We start from the raw sequence: 19,517 nt of genomic DNA on the forward strand, positions 1-19,517 counted from the left end.
CCGGGCGACGGGCTCCGTCTCTTCGTTCATGAACATCCCGGACGAGGAGATCATGACGGTCCCGGACTCGTGGCCGGCGCAGCTGCATCCGCGCCGCGACCTCGGGCCCGTCCCGGCCGCCGAGCCTGACGCCGAGGCCGCCGACCGCTGGCGGGCCCGGCTCGACGGCGAACGCGCCGAGATCGAGAAGGTCCTCGCCGTGGTGGAGGACGCCGACGCGGCGGAGGCGGCCCGCGCCTACCTGGACGGCGCCGCCGACCCCGTCGGCGCGGCCGTCGTCGCTGGCGCGGTCCTCGGCCTCGACGGCGACGCGGCGGGCTCGGACGAGGAGGAGACCGCCGCGCGCTACGCGGAGGTGATCGACGCGTGGGCCGCGGAGCACGGCGTCGCCTTCGCCGCGTGCGCGTTCACCGAGCTGCAGGGCATCGTGGTGTGGCGCGGCTTCCAGGGACTGCGGCAGCGCGAGCACGCGACGCGCCACCCCCTGTCCGGGGAGATCACCGCCCTGCGGACCGAGCGGAAGGACGACTCGGCGGAGCGGTACCTGCGCGGCCGGCGGGCGGGCCGCCGCATGCGCGCCCTGCTCGCCGCCGCCTCCGACGACGAGTACCGCTCCGCGGTGGCACGGCTCGCCTCGCTCCGCACCACCCCGGTCCGGCGCGCGACCGCCGCCTACCTCGTCCCCACCGAGCTGGACTGGGTGGAGCAGTGGTGCCGGGAACGTCCGGAGGAGCCCCTTCTCGCCAAGGGCGTGTGGACCATGCGGTTCTGCTCCCTGAGCACCCCGGAACAGCTCGCGGCGATGGGCGACTCGGCGGTCCTGAGCGGCGAGGCGCTCGAACGCCCGGTGCTGACCACGATGGCCGTGGCGCTGGGGGACGCGCTCGCCCCGCTGCTCTCCAAGGCTTCCGAACGATTCAACGACGTCGATTTCGCGGTGCTGGCCGCGATCCCCGGCGACGCCTCGTTCCGCCTGCTGCTGGAGCTCGCCGAGCAGAGCCCCGAGACGGGCCCGCTGCGCGACGCGCTGCGCCGTTACCCGGTGCGGACGCTGCGCCGGACCACCCGGCTGTGCTCCACGGGGGGCCGCATGGGCGTGGTCGCCTCCGATGTCCTCGACACCTGGGCGCGCACCGAGCCGGACCTTCTCCGCGCCACCGCCGACAAGCTCGGCTCGGGGGCCCGGGACCTCGTCCACTCGAGCCTGGAGACGACCCGGCGATTCCCCGAGGCCGCCGCCGACGTGCTGCCCAGGATGCTGGTCGCCCCCGCCTGGACCCGCCGCTCCGAGCTCGCCAAGCCCGTCACCATCTCGGGTCTGAAAGCCCCGGACGAGGTCACGATCCACTGGACAGACGGCGCCCGCCAGAACTGGGCCGAGGCCGACATCAAGGAGTGGATCGGCCACTACGGCGTCGCACCCGGCTGGGACAGGATCTGGCGTCCCGGCGACTGGCGCGACAGCGGGATCGTCCTTCCCCTGGTGTTCGCCCAGGCTCCCCTGGAGGTGGCGCAGCCCCTGCTCGCCGAGTGGGACACCACCGAAGGGCACCGGGTCCCCAACGCGATCAAGCGGACGGTGGCCCGGTTCGAGATGGAGGTCTACCCGCACGTGCTGCGGGGGGCTCGGCACAACTCCCGCTCCTTCGGCGAGTTCCTCCTGCCCTATCGGAGCGCCGAGGTGGCCGCGCTCATGGCGGACTGGTTCGTCCGGCTGAAGGCCGTCCGGAAGACCGCGGCCGCCTGGCTCGAATGGCACGGCACCGCCGCCGCCCGGCTCCTGGTGCCCGCCGCGCTCGGCAAGGCGGGTCCCGCCCGCCAGGCCGCCGAGGCCGCGCTCCGGCACATCGCCGCCGTCCACGGCGACGAGACGGTGCCGGCCGCCGCCCGCGAGCACGGCGAACGGGCCGCCGCCGCGCTCCAGGCGTTCCTCGCCACCGACCCCCTGGACGTCCTCCCGCCCACCGTCCCCGCCACGCCCGGCTGGCTGGACCCCGCCTCGCTCCCCCAGGTGGCGCTGCGCGACCGCCGCACCCGCCTGCCCGACGACTCGGTCGCCCACCTGCTCACGACGCTGGCGCTCTCACCGCTCGACGCCCCGCACCCGGGCCTGCGGATCGTGCGCGAGACCTGCGACCCGGCGTCCCTGGCCGCGTTCTCCTGGGCGGTGTTCCGCGCCTGGCGGACGAACGGCATGCCGGCCCGCACCAACTGGGCGTTCACCCAGCTGGGCCTGCTCGGCGACGACGACACCGCGCGCCGCCTCACCCCGCTCCTCCGGGAATGGCCGGGCGAGGGCGGGCACGCCCGCGCCGTCACCGGCCTGGACGTCCTCGCCGCCCTCGGCACCGACACCGCCCTCATGTGCCTCGACCAGATCGCGCAACGCGTCCGGTACAAGGGCCTGAAGACCAAGGCGATCGAACGGATCGGGCAGATCGCCGAGCGGCTCGGCCTCACCACCGACCAGCTCGCCGACCGCCTCGTCCCCGCCCTCGACCTGGACGCCGGCGGCGCCCTCACCCTCGACTACGGGCCCCGGACGTTCACCATCGGCTTCGACGAGGCGCTCAGGCCGCAGGTCACCGACCAGGCGGGCAGACTGCGCACATCCCTCCCCAAACCCGGCGCGAAGGACGACGCCCAGCTGGCCCCCGCCGCCTACCGGCGGTTCGCCCAGCTCAAGAAGGACGTCCGCGCCATCGCCGCCCACCTGGTCCACCGGCTCGAACGCGCCATGGCCGACCGGCGCCGCTGGACCCCCGAGGAGTTCACCGAGCTGTTCGCCCGCCACCCGCTGACCCGGCACGTCGCGCGCCGCCTGGTCTGGCTGGCCACCACAGAGGAGACCACGCGCACGTTCCGCATCGCCGAGGACCTCACCCCCGCCGACGCCGCCGACGACGCCTTCGCCCTCCCCGCCGGCGCCCGGATCGGCATCGCGCACCCCCTCGACCTCGGCGGCGACCTCGCGACCTGGGCCCAGATCTTCGCCGACTACGAGATCACCCAGCCGTTCCCGCAGCTCAGCCGCGACACCCACCGCCTCTCCGACGAGGAGCGAAGCGGCTCCCGGCTCGAACGGTTCGAGGGCCTGACCGTGCCGGCCGGCGTGATCCTCGGCCTGACCACACGGGGCTGGGAACGCGGCGACCCGCAGGACGCGGGCATCGAGCACGCCTTCCTGCGCCCCCTCCCCGAGGACCGGTACGCGCTGCTCCACCTGGACCCCGGCTTCGTCGCGGCCGACGCCCACGCGTTCGAGGAGCACACCCTCACCCACGCGTTCGTGTCCGGCGACCGGTTCGGGACGCCGTCCGGAGACCCGGTCCGGCTCGGCGACCTCGACGACGTCACCGCGTCCGAACTCCTCCGCGACCTGACCGTCCTCAAGGACGCCGCCACGTCAGCGTAGTCAGGTCCGCGATCACCTCGGAGACGATGACGGGATCCAGGTCCCCCCACGTCCCCTCGGTGAGGTGGACGCGCTGGATCTCCTGCTCCTCGCCGTCCCGCGCACCGCCGTAGCCGAAGCCCGGGAACAGCCTGACCACCGCGTGGACGCCCTCGGCCACCTCCCGGGCGAGGCCGTCGTCGGCGGGCCCGTCGTGCCAGGTCCGCTGCCGCAGCCCCATGACCGGCCCGCCCGCCGCCTTGAGCCCCTCGAAGCGCTCCAGCGAGGAGGCGCCCCGCTCCCGCTCGGTCGGCTCGTGCACCGGCCGGCCGAGCTGCGGGAACGGCTGCAGGATCTCGTAGTCGGCGAACACCTCCGACCAGGCCGCCACGCCCTTCTCGCCCAGCCCGACGGGATGCGCGATGCCCACCCGGGCCGAGGCGGGCAGGGTGAACGGCTCGTCGGAGGAGTCGGCGAGCGTGCGGTCCTCCGCGATCCGGAAGGCCGTTCCCGCGTCGTCCACCCAGACCAGCCGGCGCGCGATGTGCCACAGCAGCGGATGATCGACGATCAGCTTCCGGAACTCGGGCTCCGGCCAGCGGCGGCCGCGCACCATCGCCTCCTCCAGGCGCCGCACCTGGTCCTCGGCGACCTTGGCCACGTCCTTGCGCAGCTCGGCGAAGCGCCGGTGCGCGGCGGGCGCCAGCCCCGGGTCGTCGCCCGCGCCGGGACGCGGCAGGGACTTGCGGGCCCGGCCGTCCTCGTCGCGCACGTACGGCTTGAGCTGCTCGTCGAACCCGACGGTGAACCGGCGCGGCCCGTAGTCGAGCGTCATGCTGCCGTCCGCGTCCAGCCCGAGCGCGGGCACGAGCCGGTCGGCGAGCTGCCCGCGCGACAGCCCCAGATCGGCGGCCACCTCGTCGACCCACTCCATCGCCCGCTTCTTCAGCGAGTCCGACCGCGCCTTCTGCCCGATCCCGTACAGGTGCGCCAGCGCCGTCTCGGTGCCGATGCCCGCCAGGAGACCCAGCGCGGTGGCGGCCGTCTGCTTGCGGCCCTCGCCCGGCCAGGACCGGATCAGCGGCGCCAGCCGGCGCACCGTCGAGTCGTCGCCCAGCCAGGCGAGCTGCTGGAACCCCCAGCCCGCCGCGGTCGGCGCGCCGTGCAGGTCCCAGCCGCGGAACAGCTCCCAGGAGAACGCGGCCAGCGACCCCGGATCGCACGCGTCCCGGACGATCGGCACCCCCGGGTACACCTGGTCGGGCTTGCTGATCGACAGCATCGTCAGCACGTGCCCGGTGGCCTCGGCCGACAGCGCCCGGCCGTCCTTCAGCCGGATCCGCGGGAGCGTGCGCGGATCGCTCCACGCCGCCGGCTTGGGGAACGAGGCGGGCAGCACCTCCAGCGGGTCGGTGGCCAGCATGCCGGCGACCGCGTCAGCCGCCTGCTGCCCGTACGGCCGCACCGCCGCCACCACCGGGCCCGCTCCGTGCTCCGCCGCCAGGTGCCGCAGCGCGCCCTCGGCGTCGCGCCGCACCGCGCCCGGCTTACCGAGCGCGGCGGGCACCAGGTACGGGACGGCGGCCAGGCCGTGCCGCGCGAACCAGGCGACGGCGGCCCTGCGCGCCCGCCGCACGCGCATCAGGCAGCGCGCCACCAGCTCGACGAGCCCGGTGTCCAGGAACGGCAGCGCCAGCTCGGCCGCGAAGTCGGGGTGGCTCTTGCCGAGCAGCCCGACCACGTGCAGCGCGTCCAGCTCGAACCGGGCCAGCAGCGCCCTCTCCCAGATGTCCCAGGGGTAGAGGTAGCGCGGCACCCACGACGCCAGCCGCGGCCGGGCGACCTCCTCCGACACCGTCGCCAGGGTCTTCCCCTGCCGGAACGGGTCCAGGCTGCCGAACTTCCGGGCCATCTCCTCCGGGTCCTGGCCGCGGTCGGAGATGTACCAGTACCCGTTCGACCTGATCGGCGCCCACCCCTCCCGCTCGCCCGGCTCCCAAACGGCGACCGGCGCGGGCGGCTCCAGCCCCCGGATCACGACGGCCTTGGCCCGTTTCCGCTTGACCGCCCACGGCGGCGAGGCCAGCACGGCGGGCAGGGCCGCGGCGGGGGCCTCCGAGGCCGCGTCGTCGATCTCGGCCAGCGTCCGCTCGGCGACCTTGCGCGCGCCGTCCGGCAGGCCCGGCACCACCTCGGCGGCCAGGTCGCGGTGCCCCCGCAGGTGGCGGCGCAGCAGGTCGGCGGCGACGCCGGCGGCCTTGGTGGAACCCGCGGCGGCCGGCGGCAGCAGGCGCAGCGCCCGGCGCGGGAACGCCTCCATGGCCCTGAGCAGCGCGGGCGGGGCCTCTTTGTCGCCGACCCGGTCGACAAGGCACTGGAACGCCGCGTCCGACGGCAGCGTCGCCAGCGCCCGCAGCACCTGCCGGCGGCTCTCGGCGATCTGGTTCTCCAGCAGGTCCAGCAGCAGCGGCAGCGCCTCCGCGCCGAGCCCGTCGACCAGCGTGTCCGCGAGCCTCTCCGTCAGCACGGTGTAGCGGGGCCATGGGAGAGGGCGGAGCAGGCCGACCTGGTGCGGCGTGCTCAGCGAGCACAGCAGCAGCTCATACTGTTCGGTCATGACGTGGTTGTTGTAGAGGGGCGGGTGCGCGCAGCACTCGTCCACCCAGTCGGTCCGCGTCGGGACCAGGAAGGCCGCCACGAACCGCTGGCCCCGGGTGCGCCGGTGACCCTCCAGCCGCCGCTCCGCCGCCGCGTACTCCTCCTCGCCCGCGGCGGCCAGCAGCTCGCGCATCCGCTGCACACCGGCACCGCCGAGGACATAGAGGCTGTCGTCCTGCAGCGGTTTGACGGGCACGAACGTGCCGCCGGTCTCCCAGCGGTACTGGTACCCGCTCAGCTCCGCGACCGCGCACGCGGCGAACGCGACCCCCCGCTCAGCGGTCCACGCGTCCGGGAGCCAGTCCGGGCAGTCGCGCGTGCCGTTCCCGTGCGCGGCCATCGCCGCGACGGCCGCCCGCGCGGGATCGTCCTCCGCGCGAACGGACGCGTCGAGGCGCGCCGCCGCGGCCGGGTCCGGCACGGCCTCGGACACGTACGGGCCGTTACGCCGCGGATAGGGCCGTCGGCCCTCGGGGAGCTCGGGGATGTGATCTTCCATGGCGTCCGACCCTACGGCCCGCCTCGGACGTCGCGGTCAGAGGTCGTCCCACGTGTAGGTCTGCCGGCCGTATTCGGTGGCGAGGCCGTTCCAGAGGCCGACGAACGTCTGCTTCGACCTTGTGGCGGCATTGTTGGCCTCGGTGATGGCGGCATCGCCGTAGGCGCTCGTACACAGCGGGCGCTCGGCCCAGGTCAGGTACTTCTGGTCGGTGTCAAGCGTGACCTGGAGCATGGACACCAGCGCCTGCTTCACCGAATCGCCGTCCGGTACGGCGTCGGTCCGCAGGTTCCGCGCCTGCTGGAGGTGGCCCGTGCGTTCCTCGATCAGCCGCCGGAGCGGCCCGATGTCGGACTCGACGCTCGAACAGGAGCCCAGGGTGCCCGGCAGGTCGCCGCTCGACGCGCTGATCGACCGGAGCAGCGTCGCCATCGCGCCGACCTGCGCGGCCGGTGCGTCCGAGCCGGCCGGCCCGGACGGCGACACCGCGGCGACGCGGCCGGGGTCGCGGGTGGGCCAGTGCCGGAAGGTGATCACGCCGCCGCCGATGAGCACGACAAGGACCAGCGCCGACAGTCCGATGCTCATCCACCGTTCGGCCGCCGGGTCCCGCGGGCGCTGGTGGCGGGGGACCTCCCACGCCGTCCCCGGAGTACGCGGGGCCTCGGCCGGGGGCTGCTCTTCGCCGCAGTGCGTGCAGAAGGGCAGGGGCGACAGGTCGAGGTTCCCGCAGTAGCGGCATCTCATGGCCGGTCGCCGTTGGACGAGGCGTGGGCGTGGCCGCGGTGGTCGCGGTGGTCGCGGCGCTTGCGCGCGCGGGCGATCCAGTCCCGGCCGTCGGCGGCGACCGCCTCCAGGATGCGGAGCGCGCCGGTGAACTCCGAGTCGTCCGGGACGCGGTTCTGGTCGTCCTCCAGGATCGCCCCGTCCAGGTTCTCCACCGTGATGGAGATCGGCTCGCCACTGGTGAGGGTGAGGCGGAACTCCTGGAAGAGGATGAACGAGGACGGGCCGGCGTCGCGCCGCTCCTTGGCGCCCTCGCCCGGCCGTTCCGCGCGGGGCAGGATGATCTCGCGGTGGCCGTCGTCGAACCGCAGCCCGACCTCGGTGACGCGCGCCGCGGCGATCACGTCGTAGCGGAACTCGATGCGCTGCTGGTCCTGCGCGATGCCCGTCGGGAAGTCCAGGCGCACGTTGATCTCCCGCACACCGTCCAGGGTGAACAGGAAGATCCACACGCGGTAGGCGGAGAACCGCGGCGGGCCGTTGCTGAACCGGGCCCGCCGGGCCTGCGGCGCGGCTTCGGTCAGGACCGCGTGCGCGACCACGTCCCGGTTGGCCAGGCCGTGCTGGTTCATGGCCAGCCGCCTGAGGTAGATCTTGTCGTAGTCCAGCCAGCGCACCATGTCGGCGTCGTCGGGCCGGTCGTCGAGGAGCGCGACCCGCCGCTCGTAGGCCTCCCTCTCCTCGCGGGTGCGGGTCTCGGCCTCGGACCTGTTCCTGGTGTAGGTGATCCGGCTCCACAGGTGGACGTCGGCGCGGCCGAGGGCCAGCAGCAGGGCGCCGCCCAGGAACCCGCCGACGGCCACCTGCGTGATCCGCGGCTCCGACTGGTAGATCTTCCAGAGCATGGAGAGCACGGTGAACGCCGTGACGCCCGCGCCGGGGACGACGCCCAGCCATTTCACGACGCGCCGGGTGTCCCTCAGCTCACCGCTCCTCCACCTGCGCGCGATCTTCTTGGCGTGCCAGTCGGCCAGCCACTCGATCGTGCTCGGCTCGGTCCCGGGCCTGCTGTAGAGGTCGACGAGCTCCTCGGCCAGCCTGGCCCGGAACCGTCCCATCGCGACGTGCCACCCGGCCCCCCGCAGCGCGTCCTCGGGCGCGCGGCGGGCGAACTGCCGCCGGACGATCTCCTCGACCCGCGCGGCGAAGTCGGGGTCCTTGGGGCCCGGATTCCGCGGCGCGAACGCCGAGTAGCGCTTGGGGAAGTGCGACGGGAGGCAGAAGGCGAGCAGCCCGCCGCCCGCCACGAGCACGACGCCGACGATCACCGCCGCCTTGACGCTGAGCAGCGCGAGCAGGGCGAAGGACAGGATGAGCGCCCCGCCGCCCAGCAGGGCGCCCCCCGCCGCCGCCGTCTGCTGCAGCACCTCCAGGCCCGGCTCGCGGACCGGTATCGGCTGCGGCTCGGCCGGCTCGGGCTCGAAGAACTTCCACACCCGCTCCTCCCGCCGGTCGGCCGTGCGCGCCCGCCGGACGACCTCGGCGAACCTCGCGTCGAGGTGGTCCTGGATCGCGCCGGTCAGGATCAGGTCCAGATGGCGCCGGATCTCCTCACGCAGGGACTCGGAAAGCCCATCGAACCCGGCGAAGCAGGCGTCGAGCCTTTCCGGGTGGTCCCGTCCCGTCCGCTCCTGGAGCCGCAGGCAGTCGACGAGTTCGAGCAGGACGTCGAGCGCCCGGCGCCAGTCGTCGGCGGGCCCGTCGGCGGCCAGCGTCCGGGCCCGCTCGATATCGCCGAACTCCTCGTGGCCGAGGAGCTCGAACGACCGGTCGCCCAGCACCGCGAGCACCCAGTGGAAGGCGACCTCGTTGGCCAGCGTGGACGGCGGGCGGGCGAAGCCGACCTGGAACACCTCCTGGATCAGCTCCTCCGCGCGCCGCGGCATGCCGCCGGCGAGGCAGTTCTTGGCGACCCAGAACTTCCTCTCGGGCGGGTCCTCGCTCTTGACCTCGTACCGCACGTCCCCGTAGACGACGCCCTGCACGCCGATGGTCGCGTTGCCGCCGGCCTCGTTGCGGACCTCGGCGGAACGCCCCTCTCGCCGCGCCGGGCTCACGGCTTCCCGCCGAAGTCGAAACTGGGATCGCCGTGGACGACGCCCTGGATGCCGATCTTCGCGTTGCCGTGAGCGTTGTTCACGACGTGCGCCCCCTCGGCGGACCGCTCCTTCTCGGTGAGCCCGGGGACGAGCTCCTTCAGCTTCGCCGCGAGAAGGTCGAGGTCTCCCGCCAGGTTGCGGTGGCCCAGCCGCGCGTACTGGCAGTAGGCCAGCCGCGCCAGCTCGGGCGGGAGCACCTCCGCGGTCAGGGCGCCGGCCGACCCGACCAGCACGGGAATCACGCGGACGCCGTGGTCGAACGCCTCCACGATCTCGCGCCGCGTCCAGTTGTCCTCCCGGTCGATCCTGCGCCGGCCGTCCTCGGCGTCCGCCAGCCAGCGGGCGCCGATGACGGCGAGCAGGGCGTCGCTGGCACGGACGGCCTCCAGCAGCGCGGGCCGGAAGTCGTCCCCGTACGGGATCGACTTGCTCGCGCGGAAGAACACCTTCGAGTCGAATCGGTCCGACAGGTGCTCGTCGAGCATCGCGGCGACGTTCTCCTCGTCGCCCGTCATGTAGTTGACGAAGACCTTGGTCATGGTCGCTTTCTCTGCTCTCTCGGCTCTCGGCTCCGGCTCAGACGTCCGGCGAGCTCAGGGACTCGGTCAGCGCGGGGTACAGCCCGCGCACCGCGGGGTCGGTGTGCCAGCGCGCCAGCGTGCGGGCCAGCCGGCGCAGGTCGGTCGCGATCGTCGCGGAGCTGACGACATCGGTGACGGGCAGCAGTTCGGCGGTCAGCGCGCAGGCGTGGTCGACCCGGCCCGCCGCCGCGTGCGCGAGCGCCCGGCGGACCCCGAACCGCGCGCGGGAGCGCAGCGCCCGCGGGCTGAGCCGGGCCACCTCGGCGTCCAGGATCTCACTGGCCTCCTCGGGCCGCCCCAGCTCGTAGAGGCACCAGCCGGTGACCATCGCGACCGGGTCCGCCAGGTTCACCGAGCCGAGCACCGGATCCCGGGACGCCCCGGACGCCCCGGACGCGCGGTCGAGCAGTTCGCGGGCCCGCTCCAGGCTCTCCATGCAGGCCCGGTGGTCGCCCGCGAGCGCGTGGCCCTGCGCCTCGCGCTGCGCGGCCAGGCCCCGGATCCGGTCCGGCGTCTCCGGGGAGACCTGCGCCTGCCGCGCCAGCCGGACGGTCTGCGTGGCGTCCTCCCGGTAGAGGGTGACCAGCGCGCGCCGCACCAGGGAGTAGGCGGCCAGGTCGTGGTCGTTGCCGTCGGCGGCCATCCGCACGGCCTTCGCCGTCCACCAGAGGGCGGCCTGGTCGTTGCCCGACTCCTGCGCCATCCACCCGGCGTACTCGGCGAACCGCGCGCCCAGGACCAGGAACTCGTCCCTGAGGTCCGCGGGCGCCCGGGCGGACAGGCTGCGCAGGACGTGGGTCTGCGCGATCACCGGAGGCAGCACCGCCCCCGGGCTGGCGGTCTGCCCGAGGCCGCGGAACTGGTCGAACAGCCCGCGGAAGGCCTCCAGCGCGGTCGGCTCCTTCGCGGTCGCGGTCAGGCCCTGGGAACTCAGCCCGAAACCCAGCAGGGAGGACGTGCTCATCGCCGACGCCTCGTGCCGGTCGACGGGATGGAACCAGCTGGTTCCGCTGTCGGAGAGATTCATCAGCCACACCTCGTCGTCGTCTGTTCCTGCGTCGGGCAGTGGCGTTTCCGATGGCTGCGCGGGCGCCAGCGAGAGGAGCGCCCCATCGGCACCGAGTGCCGCGTCGCTCATCCGCGCCAGCTCGGGTGAAGGGGTTTTACCGCCATTCTCGATCTTGCTCAGATGTCCTTTGCTGTAGTGCAGCAGAGCACCCAGTTGCGCCAGTGACAGCCCGGCCGCCATTCTCCGCCGCCGAAGCTCCACACCAAATGTTGTCACCCGCTCGGCCACCCTTACCCCGGTTTCCCGTTGCCGCTGCCAGAGGCTGCGAACAACGCCTACCTGCGAACACGCGAGACGACGAACAGTGGGAACCGACCGGACGAACCGCCCGCGCCACCGAATTGCCGGACGGCGTTCGGGTCGACAGGGAGGACAGCGATGATCCGTCGAGCAGCGCACTCGAAACCCGGCCGGCACGGCTTTCTCCCGCGGCCCGGGGTGCGCGGCACGCTCCACTCCTGGGCGGCGCTGACCTGTGTGATCGAGCTGCATGCGGAGGGAATCCACCGGTTGCCGCTCACGCTACCGGTCGTGATCATCGCGCTCCTGGACGCCTGGCACGAGTTCCAGATCATTCCAAGCACGTCCGACAATAGCAGCGCCCCCGGCAATCATGGCAAAAGAACGTCCGAGAACGGCCACTGAAAGAGGGTTTCCCGTTTCCTCCACTAAAGGTGGACGTAACGCGCGCCGGCTCGGGTCGATGGGGAGACGCGGTCAGTGGCCGTCGGGCCGGTCGGGGGCGAAACGCAGGATCCACAGGTCGCGCCAGCGCGACCGGTCGTCGCTCAGGTAGTGGACCTCGATCCGCACCACCGCCGGCGGCTCTGTCCATGTCCGCCATGCTGCCAGCCGGCCGCGTGGTCTCAGCTGAAGGCGCGGCGGTAGAAGTGCGGGCTCACGCCGGGGAGCTGTTCGCCTACGAGCGCCGCGGCACCGTCTGGCGCGCCCAGGGACCGCTGCCCGCCGGTTTCTGCCCCCGCAAAGCAAAGAAGGAGCGGCCACGGCCGCTCCTCTCCACTCTCAACTTATAGCGCACCGGGGGGCTTGCGGCAAGACCCCGGGCGTACCTCAGAATCGCTGGTCGAAGCCAGATTCGACAGACCCGGGGGACGCGGAAATGCGCGTGTTGAAATCCTTGACGACCAGTGCGTTCGACCTTCCCGAGCGCCTCGCGCCCAAGGCCGACCCGGCGCTGATCGGCGACGACGAGAAGCACTTCGCGGCCATCGCGGAGAGCCTCGAGACGTCGATCGCCGACCTGTCCGGCCGTCTCGACGCCGAGCGGAAGGCGCCCGGCGGCATCGGCCAGAAGGCGCTGGACCGCGACATGGAGATCCACCGGCTGAGCGCCCGCCTGCGCGCCCTGCGCCGCTTCGGTCTGGACCTGTGCCTGGGGCGCATGGTCGGCGCGGACGACTCCGAACCCGTCTACGTCGGACGGCTCGGCCTCAAGGACGCTTCGGGCCGCCGGCTGCTGCTCGACTGGCGGTCCCCCGCGGCCGAGCCGTTCTTCGGGGCGACCCATGCCAACCCGATGGGTCTGGCGAGCCGCCGCAGGTATCGCTGGACCGGCGGCCGGATCAGCGACTACTGGGACGAGGTGTTCGCCGCGGACGGGTTCGACGGGCACGCCGCGCTCGACGACCAGTCCGCCTTCATCGCCAGCCTGGGGAGCCACCGGTCGGCCCGGATGCGGGACGTGCTCGGCACCATCCAGGCCGACCAGGACGCCATCATCCGCGCGGGCTCGCGCGGCGCGCTCGTCGTGGACGGCGGTCCGGGCACCGGGAAGACCGTCGTCGCCCTGCACCGCTCCGCCTACCTGCTCTACTCCGATCCGCGGCTCGGCCACCACCGGGGCGGGGTGTTGTTCGTCGGCCCGCACCAGCCCTACCTGGCCTACGTCGCCGACGTCCTCCCCAGCCTGGGCGAGGAGGGCGTGCAGACCTGCACCCTGCGGGACCTCGTGGCGGAGGGAACCGCGGCGGCGGTCGAGGCCGACCCGGACGTGGCCCGCCTGAAGTCGTCGGCGGATCTGGTGAAGGCGATCGAGAAGGCCGTCAGGTTCTACGAGAATCCGCCCGCCAAGGGGATGACGGTCACGACCCACTGGTCCGACGTCTGGCTGAGCGCGGACGACTGGGCGGAGGCGTTCCGGGCGCCGGACCCCGGCACCCCGCACAACGAGGCGCGCGACCAGATCCTGGAGGAGCTGCTCACGATCCTGGTGGACAAGCACGAGGGCGACGTCTCGGCGGACCTGCTCCGCAGGTCGCTGCTGCAGGACAGGGACCTGCTCATGGCCCTCAACAGGGCGTGGCCGATGCTGGAGGCGGCCGACCTCGTCGGAGACCTGTGGTCGGTCCCCGCCTACCTGCGGATGTGCGCCCCCTGGCTCGGCCCCGACGACGTCCGGAAGCTGCAGCGCGAGGACGCCCACGCCTGGACGGTGTCGGACCTGCCGCTCCTGGACGCGGCGCGGCAGCGGCTCGGCGACCCTGAGGACTCCCGGCGCAAGCGCCGCCACGACGCCTCCATCGCCGCCCAGCGCGCCCGCATGGCGCAGGTCGTCGACAACCTGATCGAGGCCGACGACGACGGTGAGGGCTTGGTGACGATGCTGCGCGGGGAGGACATCCAGAACTCCCTGGTCGACGAGAGCGAGCTGCCCGGCATCGACCCGGACCTGCTCGCCGGCCCGTTCGCGCACATCGTCGTGGACGAGGCCCAGGAACTCACCGACGCGGAGTGGCAGATGCTGCTCCTGCGCTGCCCGTCCCGGAGCTTCACCATCGTCGGGGACCGCGCCCAGGCCAGGCACGGGTTCACCGAGTCGTGGGAGGACCGGCTCAAGCGGATCGGGCTCGACCGGATCGAGCTGGCGTCCCTGAGCGTCAACTACCGGACGCCCGAAGAGGTCATGGCGGAGGCCGAGCCGGTCATCCGGGCCGCGCTCCCGGACGCCAACGTGCCGACCTCGATCCGCGGCAGCGGCGTCCCCGTCGTGCGCGGATCCGTCGCGGAGCTGGACGCGGTCCTCGGCGCCTGGCTCGCCGAGAACGCCGACGGGACCGCCTGCGTCATCGGCGATCCCGCGTTCCCGGCGACGTCCCGCGTCCGGTCGCTGACGCCGGAGCTGGCGAAGGGGCTGGAGTTCGACCTGGTCGTCCTCGTCGACCCGGAGGCGTTCGGCGAGGGCATCGAGGGGGCGGTCGACCGCTATGTCGCGATGACCCGGGCGACCCGGCAGCTCGTCATCCTCACGAGCTCCTGACGGAGATGTTCCAGAAGCCGGCGTAGCGGCCGCCGAGGCGGAGGAGCTCGTCGTGGCTTCCTTCCTCGACGATGCGGCCCGCGTCCAGGAAGACGATGCGGTCGGCGCGCCGGACGGTCCGCATCCGGTGCGCCACCATCACCACCGTCCGGCCCGCCATCAGGCGCTCGATGCCCTCGTGGACGGCAGCCTCGTTCACCGGGTCCAGTGCGGAGGTCACCTCGTCCAGCAGCACGATGGGCGCGTTCTTGAGCAGCGCCCGCGCGATCGAGACGCGCTGGCGCTCGCCGCCCGACAGCAGCGCGCCGCCCTCGCCGACGTTCGTCTCCCATCCGCCGGGGAGCCGCTCGATCACCTCGTCCAGGCGCGCCGCGGTCGCGGCCGCCCGGACCTCGGCGGCGCCGGCGCCGGGACGGCCGAGGCGCACGTTCTCCTCGATCGTGCCCTCGAAGAGGTAGACGTCCTGGAACACGACGGCGATCTGCTCCATCAGCACGTCGGTGCTGATCGCGCGCACGTCCGCGCCGCCCACGCGGACCGCGCCCGCGTCCACGTCGTAGAACCGCGGGAGCAGCTGGAGCAGCGTGGTCTTGCCCGCGCCCGACGGCCCGACGACGGCGAGCCGCCGCCCCTGCGGCACGGACAGCGACACGCCGTCGATCACCGTGCGGTCGTCGTGCCGGAAGGTGACGGAGTCGAACTCCAGGTCGTGGCGCACCGGGCGGACCGGTTCGCGCGGCTCCGGAAGCGGCTCGGTGCGCAGCACCTCGTCGAGCCGCACCAGCTGGGAACGCGCGGCGTGGAGCCGGCCGCCGATGTCCGACAGCGACAGCAGCGGGTCGGCGCAGCGGGCGGCCAGCACCAGGATCGCCAGCACCTCGGCGGCGCCGATGGTCCCGCCGAGCGCGAGGTAGGCGCCCAGGACCAGCAGCGCGGTGAAGACCGCCTGCACCGTGAGCGTCAGGCCCAGGACACCGGGCAGCACCGACAGCATGGAGCGGCGGGAGGCGCGCTGGAGTTCGCGCAGCGAGTCGTCGAGCAGCCGGAAGCATTCGGCCGTCCGGCCGCCGGCGCGCAGCACCGGCTGGGCCTGGAGGTACTCGATGACCCGCCCGGTGGCGTCGTGGTCGCGCGCGGCGCGCTCGGCGTCGGCGGCGGCCATGGAGCGTCCCGTCCAGATCTGGATCGCCGCCACGACCGGGACGGCGAGCAGCGCGGCCAGGCCCATCTGCCAGCTGAACGCGAGCATCACCACGACGATCGTCAGGGGCGTCACGCAGGCGGAGATGAGCGGGGCCAGCAGGTGCGCGATCACGCTCATCGCCTGAAGGACGCCGTGGCCGGCCAGGACGGACACCTCCCCGACGCGGCCGGCGCCGTACCAGCCGATCGGCAGCCGGGCCAGATGGTCACCGAGCCGGCGGTACATGCCCTGCAGCAGCGTCGACCCGCCGCGGAAACCGGACAGGTCCCCGGCGTAGCGCAGCACCCCGAAGACCGCGACCACGGCCCCGAACGCGATCAGCCAGGGGCGGGCGTCGGCGGGCGTGCCGCCGAACAGCGCCCGCAGCACCGGGACCAGCAGCGCGTAGGACAGTCCTTCGGCCACCGCGGCCGCCGTCATCAGGGCCACGGTGCGGCGTACCGGCCGCGCGTACTCGGGTCCGAGCACGCGCATCAGCATCCGGATCATCAGGACTCGTCTCCTTGCGGTACGCCGCCACGGGTGTCGGTATCGTCGGCCGCCGATCGGTGGGATCGCCAGAACGCGGCGAACCTCCCGTCCCGCGCCAGCAGGTCGGCGGGCGCGCCGCGCTCGACGATCGACCCGTTCTCCAGCATCACGACGGTGTCGGTGTCGGCGACCGTCTCCAGGCGGTGGGCGATCACCAGGATCGTCCGGTCGCCTTCCAGCGTGGCCAGGGCCCGGCGCACCGCCTGTTCGGTCTGCGGGTCGGCGAAGGCGGTCGCCTCGTCGAGCACGAGTACGGGCGCGTCGGCCAGCAGTGCGCGCGCGATCGCGATCCGCTGCGCCTCGCCGCCCGACAGTTCGACGTCCTCCCCGATCACCGTGTCGTAGCCGCGCGGCAGTTCGAGGATCCGGTCGTGGACGTTCGCCCGCCGGGCGGCGCGGACCACGTCGTCGCGGCCGGCGTGCGGCACCGCCAGCGCGATGTTGTCCGCGACCGACGCGCGCAGCAGGCGGACGTCCTGGAAGACGAAGGAGACCATCCGGTGGAGCTCCCGGGAGCCGAGCTCGCGCAGGTCGACGCCGCCGAGGGCGACCGAGCCCTGCGTCGGGTCGAAGAACCGCGGCAGCAGCCGGACCAGCGTGGACTTTCCGCTCCCGGACGGCCCGACGATCGCGGTGACCGTCCCCGGTTCGAGCACCAGGTCGATCCCGCGCAGCACCTCGTGGTCGGCGTCGTAGCCGAAGCGGACGTCCCGCAGCTCCACCCGGTGCCCCCGGGGCGCGACGGGGTGCGCGGGCTCCGGCAGCGACCGCACCGCGAGGACGTCCCGGATCCGGCCGACCGCGCGCCCGGCGGTCTGCATGTCGTCGAAGCCGTGGCCGAGGACCTCCACCGGAGCGGCCAGTCCCAGTCCCAGCAGCAGGAAGGGCAGCAGGTCCGCCGCGGGCAGGAAACCGTTCGTGATCAGGATCGCGCCGCCGGCCAGCACGACCAGCAGCATGAACGGCGGCGACAGCACCAGCTGCATCCCCGCGGCGATCCCGGAGAGGCCGCGCACCATCCGGTAGAAACTGCGGACGAAGTCGTCCACGGCCGTGCGGAACTTCAGGTGGGCGCGCTCGCCCCCGCCGAACGCCTTGACCACGGCGATCCCCTGGACGAACTCGACGACCGAGTTCGCGATCCGGTCCATGGCCGCGTCGAACTCCTTCTGCTCGCGCAGCCGGGCCGGCGTCATCATCAGGGGCACCAGCGCCACCGCCAGCGCCACCGGGGTCAGCGTGATCAGCGTGAGCCGCCAGTCGACGGTGAACAGGTAGACCAGCGACACCAGCGGCACCACGAAGGCGGAGACGAGCTCGCCGGGGGTGTGCGCGATGAAGGGGTGCACGGCGCTCACGTCCTCCCCCACGATCTTCGCCAGCTCGCCCGTCCGGCGCCGGGAGAGCCAGCCGATCGGCACGCGCCCCAGCCGCGCCGCCAGCCGCCGCCGGAAGGACAGCTGGACCTGGTCGTCGAGCACGTGCCCGACGCCCGAGGACGCGGCCGTGAACAGCAGCCGCGCGAGCAGGCCGGCCGCGCCCGCGATCACGGCGGTCCAGACCCGGTCGTGATCGATCGGGCCGGGCGCCGGCAGGGCGCGCCCCAGCTCGGCGACCGCGAGCAGCGGCGCCAGCCCCGCGACGGCGCCGATGATCTGCAGGATCACCACGGCGGCGAACCCTCGGAAGTGCGGGCGCAGCAGCCCCGCCACGCTCTGTCCGGCCGCGGAGTCGGCCTCCGGTGGCGGCAGGGGCCGCTGTCTCGCCTCGGCAAGGTCGGTGGCGGTCATGCCGGAACGTCCTTCCTGCGGTCGCCGACCCGCTCGGCCTGGTCGGCTTGCGGCGGCGCCGGGCGCGGGATGGTGAGGGCGACGAGGGCGGCGGCGACCAGGAGCGCGGCGCTCAGGGTCAGGCCGAGCGCGTATCCGTCGTTGAGGGTCTCGGGCGTGACGGCCGGGCCGGTGCGGTTGTGCGCGACGGTGCCGAGGGCGGCGAGCCCGAGCGAGGCGCCGATCTGGCGCGAGCTGTTGAGCAGGGCCGAGGCGGTACCGGCCTCGTGGGAGGCGACGCCGGCGCTGCCGGCGGAGACGACCGGTCCCAGGCAGAGCCCGAAGCCGACGCTGGCGACGATCGAGGGCCCCAGGACGTCGGTGGTGAAGGCGCCGTCGGCGCTGATCAGGCCGAACCAGGCGAACCCGGCCGCGGTCAGGAGCCCGCCGAAGACCAGCAGGGTCCGGGGGGCGAGGCGGTAGCCGAGCTTGACGGCCAGCACCGAGCCGGCGACCACACCGAGGGCGAACGGCAGGAACATCAGCCCGGTCAGCGCCGGTTCGGTGTCCAGAACCTGCTGGAGGTAGAGGGACATGAAGTAGAACGCCGAGGCCATGGCGGCGCCGACCAGCAGGATGGAGGCGTTCGCGCCGGCGACCGAGCGGTTGGCGAACAGGCCCAGGCGGACCAGCGGCTCGCGGCGCGTGGTCCGCTCGACCTGGACGAACGCGGCCAGCAGCGCGGCGGCGACCGCCAGCGTCGTCAGGGTGACCGGCGAGGTCCACGCGTGCTGGTCGGTGCGGACGACGCCGAACACCAGCAGGGTCATGCCCGCCGTGGCCAGGACGGCGCCGAGCACGTCCGGACGGCCGCCGCGGGAGGGGGGCGGGCCGGCGGCGACGCCGCGCCAGGCCAGGGCCAGCGCGCCGGCGGCCATCGGCACGTTCACGAACATCACCCAGCGCCAGCCGGCGTACTCGGTGAGCACGCCGCCGATCAGGACGCCGAGGGCGCCTCCGGCGGCGTTCATGGCGCTCCACACCCCGAAGGCCCGGACCCGGGCCCGGCCCGCGGGGAACGCCGCGATCAGCAGCGCCAGCGCGGCCGGGGCCAGCGCGGCGGCCCCGACGCCCTGCGCGGCGCGGGCGGCGACGAGATGGCCGGGTTCCTGGGCGAAGCCGCCGGCGAACGAGGCGAGGCCGAACAGGCCGAGCCCGAGCAGCAGGACCCGCTTGCGGCCGTACCGGTCGGCGGCCTTGCCGCCCAGCAGGAGCAGCCCGCCGAAGGCGAGGGCGTAGGCGTGGATCACCCAGGTCAGGCCCACCGCGCCGAAGCCGAGGCCGGCGGCGATCTGCGGGAGCCCGAGGTTCACGACCGACAGGTCCAGCGACACCATGAACTGCGCGACGGCCACCGCGGCGAGGGTGAGCCCCGGCCGGGCCCCCGCCCCGGCGGCCATGTTTCCGCCTGCCGAATTTCTCATGCCGGACATGGTGGTGTTCGGGCAGGTCGGCGGTCATCGTGCCCAGGGAGACTTCTGCGACCGGCACCCGGGAAGTACGTCCGGCGCGACTACTTCGCGGGGAGTAGTGGGCAATTACGCCGTGCTGCGGAGGAAGCCCGGCGGAGACGACCTTAACCTTTGTCGA

The 19,517-nt window shown here is 73.6% G+C and carries 11 protein-coding genes; 3 read left to right on the top strand and 8 right to left on the bottom strand.

Features of this window, described 5'->3' with window-relative positions; translation table 11 throughout:
• Positions 1-28 precede the first annotated feature (28 nt).
• Positions 29-3,415: a DUF4132 domain-containing protein gene (locus ACFPZN_RS29615; protein WP_378285527.1), complete on the top strand. Its 3,387-nt coding sequence runs from the start codon at positions 29-31 to the stop codon at positions 3,413-3,415.
• On the opposite strand, the gene ACFPZN_RS29620 is transcribed toward ACFPZN_RS29615, so the two are convergent.
• Genes ACFPZN_RS29620 through ACFPZN_RS29640 form a run of 5 tightly spaced genes read right to left on the bottom strand, consistent with a single transcriptional unit; the run spans position 3,390 to position 11,314 of the window.
• Complete coding sequence (locus ACFPZN_RS29620) at positions 3,390-6,551, bottom strand: DUF4132 domain-containing protein (protein ID WP_378285528.1); 3,162 nt, start codon at positions 6,549-6,551, stop codon at positions 3,390-3,392. The genes ACFPZN_RS29615 and ACFPZN_RS29620 overlap by 26 nt on opposite strands.
• A gap of 36 nt (positions 6,552-6,587) precedes the next feature.
• Positions 6,588-7,298: a hypothetical protein gene (locus ACFPZN_RS29625; RefSeq protein WP_378285529.1), complete on the bottom strand. Its 711-nt coding sequence runs from the start codon at positions 7,296-7,298 to the stop codon at positions 6,588-6,590.
• Positions 7,295-9,394, bottom strand: a complete 2,100-nt coding sequence (locus ACFPZN_RS29630) for a hypothetical protein (protein WP_378285530.1) — start codon at positions 9,392-9,394, stop codon at positions 7,295-7,297. The genes ACFPZN_RS29625 and ACFPZN_RS29630 overlap by 4 nt, the downstream gene beginning before the upstream one ends.
• A complete protein-coding gene (locus ACFPZN_RS29635) occupies positions 9,391-9,975 on the bottom strand; it encodes a toll/interleukin-1 receptor domain-containing protein (protein ID WP_378285531.1) in 585 nt (194 codons plus the stop codon). The genes ACFPZN_RS29630 and ACFPZN_RS29635 overlap by 4 nt, the downstream gene beginning before the upstream one ends.
• A gap of 37 nt (positions 9,976-10,012) precedes the next feature.
• Complete coding sequence (locus ACFPZN_RS29640; RefSeq protein WP_378285532.1) at positions 10,013-11,314, bottom strand: helix-turn-helix domain-containing protein; 1,302 nt, start codon at positions 11,312-11,314, stop codon at positions 10,013-10,015.
• A gap of 150 nt (positions 11,315-11,464) precedes the next feature.
• Here ACFPZN_RS29640 and ACFPZN_RS29645 point away from each other — a divergent pair, with 150 nt between their 5' ends.
• Together ACFPZN_RS29645 and helR are read left to right on the top strand one after the other, a co-directional pair.
• On the top strand, positions 11,465-11,731 hold the full coding sequence (locus ACFPZN_RS29645; protein WP_378285533.1) for a hypothetical protein: 267 nt from the start codon (positions 11,465-11,467) through the stop codon (positions 11,729-11,731).
• Positions 11,732-12,206: 475 nt separating this feature from the next.
• The gene (gene helR / locus ACFPZN_RS29650; RefSeq protein WP_378285534.1) at positions 12,207-14,363 is read left to right on the top strand and encodes an RNA polymerase recycling motor ATPase HelR; all 2,157 of its coding nucleotides are present in this window, start codon (positions 12,207-12,209) and stop codon (positions 14,361-14,363) included.
• On the opposite strand, the gene ACFPZN_RS29655 is transcribed toward helR, so the two are convergent.
• From ACFPZN_RS29655 to ACFPZN_RS29665, 3 genes are read right to left on the bottom strand one after another with little or no spacing between them, the layout of a single operon-like run.
• Entirely contained in the window at positions 14,350-16,056 is a 1,707-nt protein-coding gene (locus tag ACFPZN_RS29655; RefSeq protein ID WP_378285535.1) for an ABC transporter ATP-binding protein, read from the bottom strand. The genes helR and ACFPZN_RS29655 overlap by 14 nt on opposite strands.
• Positions 16,056-17,888 carry an ABC transporter ATP-binding protein gene (locus ACFPZN_RS29660; protein WP_378285536.1) on the bottom strand — a complete coding sequence of 611 codons (1,833 nt, stop codon included), beginning with the start codon at positions 17,886-17,888 and terminating at the stop codon, positions 16,056-16,058. The genes ACFPZN_RS29655 and ACFPZN_RS29660 overlap by 1 nt, the downstream gene beginning before the upstream one ends.
• Positions 17,885-19,351, bottom strand: coding sequence for an MFS transporter (locus ACFPZN_RS29665; protein WP_378285537.1), 1,467 nt, complete (start codon positions 19,349-19,351; stop codon positions 17,885-17,887). Before ACFPZN_RS29665 ends, ACFPZN_RS29660 begins: the two co-directional genes overlap by 4 nt.
• Positions 19,352-19,517 lie beyond the last annotated feature (166 nt).

Origin of the sequence: Actinomadura rugatobispora (assembly GCF_042656285.1) — a bacterium.
Lineage (GTDB): Bacteria > Actinomycetota > Actinomycetes > Streptosporangiales > Streptosporangiaceae > Spirillospora > Spirillospora rugatobispora.